The organism is Thermoplasma sp., from assembly GCF_008709555.1.
Classification (GTDB): domain Archaea; phylum Thermoplasmatota; class Thermoplasmata; order Thermoplasmatales; family Thermoplasmataceae; genus Thermoplasma.
Genome location: NZ_VYIJ01000028.1, coordinates 5,208 through 9,515, shown reverse-complemented (window position 1 = coordinate 9,515; position 4,308 = coordinate 5,208). Strand labels below are relative to the sequence as shown.

General features: G+C 49.3%; 6 protein-coding genes and 1 rRNA gene. 5 read left to right on the top strand and 2 right to left on the bottom strand.

Annotated features, from left to right (window positions below; all coding sequences use genetic code 11):
* The 5 genes from F6Q11_RS07195 to F6Q11_RS07175 all read left to right on the top strand — a co-directional run.
* Positions 1 to 87: ribosomal RNA gene (locus F6Q11_RS07195) — 16S ribosomal RNA — on the top strand; the annotation flags it as partial.
* Positions 88 to 166: 79 nt separating this feature from the next.
* Positions 167 to 388 (top strand): protein translocase SEC61 complex subunit gamma, encoded by a 222-nt coding sequence (locus F6Q11_RS07190; RefSeq protein WP_297027825.1) that lies wholly within the window; start codon positions 167 to 169, stop codon positions 386 to 388.
* A gap of 10 nt (positions 389 to 398) precedes the next feature.
* Entirely contained in the window at positions 399 to 1,265 is an 867-nt protein-coding gene (locus F6Q11_RS07185) for a transcription elongation factor Spt5 (RefSeq protein ID WP_297027821.1), read from the top strand.
* A gap of 1 nt (position 1,266) precedes the next feature.
* Positions 1,267 to 2,610, top strand: a complete 1,344-nt coding sequence (locus F6Q11_RS07180; RefSeq protein WP_297027818.1) for a hypothetical protein — start codon at positions 1,267 to 1,269, stop codon at positions 2,608 to 2,610.
* A complete protein-coding gene (locus tag F6Q11_RS07175) occupies positions 2,607 to 3,071 on the top strand; it encodes a DUF1947 domain-containing protein (RefSeq protein ID WP_297027816.1) in 465 nt (154 codons plus the stop codon). Before F6Q11_RS07180 ends, F6Q11_RS07175 begins: the two co-directional genes overlap by 4 nt.
* Before the next feature lies 1 nt (position 3,072).
* Here F6Q11_RS07175 and F6Q11_RS07170 read toward each other — a convergent pair whose 3' ends face one another.
* Both F6Q11_RS07170 and F6Q11_RS07165 read right to left on the bottom strand, forming a co-directional pair.
* Positions 3,073 to 3,357: a hypothetical protein gene (locus F6Q11_RS07170; RefSeq protein WP_297027813.1), complete on the bottom strand. Its 285-nt coding sequence runs from the start codon at positions 3,355 to 3,357 to the stop codon at positions 3,073 to 3,075.
* 107 nt (positions 3,358 to 3,464) lie between these two features.
* Complete coding sequence (locus tag F6Q11_RS07165) at positions 3,465 to 3,974, bottom strand: hypothetical protein (RefSeq protein WP_297027809.1); 510 nt, start codon at positions 3,972 to 3,974, stop codon at positions 3,465 to 3,467.
* Positions 3,975 to 4,308 lie beyond the last annotated feature (334 nt).

The following is a 4,308-nucleotide window of genomic DNA, read 5'->3' as shown; positions in this document are numbered from 1 at the left end:
TCTGGATGGATTCGAATCTGATGTCAGTGAGGAGGGTTAAGTCGTAACAAGGTATCCGTAGGGGAACCTGCGGATGGATCACCTCCAAGTTAGAACACTGGCTGGCATCTGCCCAGACCATACCTTTAAATTTCCTTTTTTTATAATGTTTTGTTTCGGTGATTCGGTGTCGATTGAAGATAAGGCTGAGGAAATTCAGCAGAATCTGGAGAGAAGGTTTTCCAGCATCGGGAAGGGAAAATATGCGAGGATCCTTCGCATGGCCAGAAAGCCAACGAGGGACGAATACATAAAGGTGCTGGTCATAACGGCCGTTGGCCTCCTGATCATAGGAGGCGTTGGCTTCATAATATACCTGCTTATGGACGTATACTTCAAGATACCTTAAGGTGAAATCCATGGAAAATGCCAAGGAATATGAATGGATATCTTTCGATGTTCCCGATCATATAGTTGCGGGTGCTGGAGAGGCAATAAACCTTAGATTCAGCATAAAGAATATACAGAACGTGAAGAGAAAATTCAGGGTCGCCATAGGTTACCGGATAGAGGAAAGCGACAGCACCGTTGACTGGAAGTCCGTCTTCAACATAGGCAAGAAGAACGAGGTTTCGCTGCTCGGGCAGGGAAAGTTCGAGGATGATCTGGACATCGATCCGCTGAAGTCGAAGAATGTTGACATAACGATTAATGCACCGAAGGGAGCGTTTCCTGACGACAGGATGACGATGACCATCTCCATAGATTCGGAGGACGGTGTGCACAGGTTCACGAAGACCATCGATATCGTTCTAAAGCCCGTGATCGTGGCCCTGAAGACAACGGTAGGTTCAGAGATCCAGGTTGCTGTGGATCTGAACAACAGGGCAGAAAAGGACAGGGAGGACAGATCCGGAGATGGGAAGAAGCTCCCCAGCGAGGTCTATGCCATAATGGCCCCTTACGAGATCAAGGGTTACATATTCGTGGAGACCATGCATCCAGATCGGATATCATATCTGGCAAGGGATATCAGGGGATACAAGGGCATGGTTTCCGGCAAGATAGACCTGGAAGAGATAGCGCATTATCTCACGCCTAAGCCAGCAGTATCCGGTCTGGAGCTCGGATCCCTTGTTGAACTTGTGGAGGGCCCATTCAAGGGAGAGAAGGCCAAGATAATATCCATAGATTCCGTGAAGGAAGAGGTAACTGTTCAGCTGGTCGAGAGCATGGTGCCCATACCTGTCACGGTCAAGGCCGAATCCATAAGGCAGCTAAAATGAAATGAAGATCAAGAGCCTGTCAAGGGATGAACAGTCGAGGATAAAGAAGAGGTTTCAGGATCTCTTTGAACATCCGGATAATCTCGTCCCAGATCTGCTTGATTCCTCCTTTTTCTGTCCGATCGAATCCTACAGGAAGAAGATCAGGAAGATGGCAGAAAAAGGCGATTTTTCATACTCAGGTTCGGACAGCTTTCTCTCCGCGGTATCAGAAACCTACCGAGCGATGGAATCCGACATTCCAATGATGGGTATCCTCAAGACGCCTTATGGGAGCCTCAGCTACGTGAAGCGTGGAAACATCGACGATCGAGTCCTCGCAGGCGTTCAGAACTGGGACAACGACACCTGGAGGATGCTCGCCTTCTACAACCTTGTCATGTCCAGGAACATACGGATATTTTCATCCAGGAACCATTACCTCGCCTCATGCAGGAACACGCCTCCACCAGTAGAATTCATCGAGGACGTGCTGAACGAGGAAGGCATAAGGTTCGAAAGGGAAGGCTCAAAGATCAGGGTGGGGGTGCAGGATCCATCCATCCGCATAACGGTGATGTCTTCTGTAACCATAGATGTACATTCAGATTCAAAGTACAGAACAGGATTCTCCCTGCTGAAGCACATGCTCATGAAGGCCCCCGATCAGGACATCGGTATGGATTCTGATTTCCTCAGATGCGCAGGGCCTGACGATGCATCCATAAAGAACAGGTACCTCGCGGGTGAGATCGATGACAGGCATGCGATCGATCTGATAACCTCAGGCAGGAAGACCAGGGTGGTTAAATCCGGGAAATACGCCATAGGATCAGCATGCTACGACAGCTTAGATTCATTCCTTTCGGCTATAGACGGGTCAGGCGAGTACTCAGAATTCATAAGGAGATACGGTTCTGGGATATATCTGGAATCTCCGTCCCTCGTGAAGGTCATGGAGATAGTATGGCCTGTCCTTGGCCAGGACATATCGCAGGCAAAGATAGGCAGATATGCGAAGACGTTCTCCGAGATGATCTCCGCGAGATCCCAGCTTGAAAATGGGGTCAGCATCGGGTTCGAAGCGTGGTCCGAGGATTCGCAGTTCCTGGCTGATCTCATAAAGGCCTACCGATCTGGTGGAGTGCAGTCCGCCGTCCTAAGCATGAGGGACAGGGCCAAGAACCACGTTCAGAGATCAATACTCTATGCATTCACAGCAGGCGTCGGTGGCACATCAGTTGGCTACATATTCGATGAGGATGACAGGAAGCTTGGAACAGAGATATCCGGCTATGTGGGCGCAATAGCCAGGTCTGAGAATGTTGAGGAGAACCTGAAGAAAATAAGGGCGTATATACCATGACATCGAAGCATTTCATAACAAAGAAGGAAGCGAAGAGGATATGGGAAGCAATGGCACAATATGGAATAGAAATATCTGGGGAAAGCCTTGAGGTGGCCGTTCAGAAGCAGGCATCCGCCTATTACATCGGAGGAAAGCCAATGGTTTTCGATTCAGGTGGCATCCTCATCCCCAGCGTCTATCTTCTCAACTACAGGAACCCGACGAGGAACGTAGTGGCCATTGACGAAGGTGCGGAGCCCCACATACTCAACGGAAGCGATCTCTTCGCGCCAGGCATCGTTTCAATGGACGGCGGGATAAAAAAGGGCGACATGGTATTTGTGAAGAGCTCAAAGGGCTACTTCATGGCCGTTGGCATCGCAGAGATGGATGCCGCAGAGGTTATGACAACGAAGAAGGGAAAGGCAGCACGGACAATTCATTTTCCGAACGACGAACTGATGAGCGCCTTCTCCTAGATCAGATGTACTTCAGCCACTCCATTATTGGGTCGTCGTCCGTCAGATCGTTGTAGGTTGTACCGAAGCTGCTTATGGTCTCGAACCTGTAAAAGTAAACAACCCCGTCATCAAGCTTCCCGTACATTATATGCTCCACGGGAAGGTTATCCGGCAGGTGGGGTATGGCCTCGGGAAAGTTTGGTGAAAAGTGAACCTCAACCTCGTCCCCCTTCACGACCAGTGAATAGGATCCGTTTGCCTGCACGTACGTTTTCAGGCGGTTGAAATCTATATTTGGCTTCATCGCTCATCAATTTATTCTTGATATTTAAGGGCATCTGGGTGTCTTGGCAGGAAGATATACTTGATGCCAGAGGCATATATCGATGCAGCAGCCTCGAAAACTCAGGATCAGTAATATATGGCTATGTCCATCGTTACCGTGTTGTTCGAGCCCGGAGGATTGATCAACAGTACTGTATATTCGCCGGAGGATATGTGGCCTCCATACACCAGGATCTTCGGGGAGAGCAGATGGTTTGGAGCGACCATTATGAGAGCTCTTAGACCGTAGCTGTTGTTCATCGCGATTAGCTGCACGTTTCCAGTTGTGAAATTCTCCCTAAGTTCGGATAAAAACAGGCCCGCATGGCTATATGAAATTATCACGATTGCGAAATCGGATGTGGCGATTATGCTGGAATGTTCGATCACATGGAAGCAGCCAAAATAGCCGGAAACATTGAAGCCTTTCTCCATGATCTCCATGGATGCAAAATGGTAAACACCGTCAAACCTCATAACAGATTCCTGCGATCTGTAGAGAGCGTAGAGCGAACCAGCTGCAGCCAGAACAATGACAACGGCTATCGCAGCCCATCTTACCGCCCTTCCGACTCTCGCCATAACCGTTCTAATCAATGATACGCCCATATGGTATAAAAAAAGTTTGTTCTGATAGAAATACCAGGTCCGATCTAGGCAGTCGCGTGCCTCCGTGAACACTCGGCAGAGCAGGGATATCTGAACGGCTGAGTAGGGTCGAAGATCGATCCGATGAAATATTTTTTAAACGACCGCGCATGTCTGAACCATGCTGAACAGGATCTATGTTATCCCACACGGCGATGAGATAATTGATAGGGAGACGCGGGAGGACCAGGCCATGTACGATGCCATAGCGAGGTACACGGCCGGAGACGATTCGGACACCTTCGTCGTGGTGAGCCCCCACGGAATCGTGCTGGACAGCTAT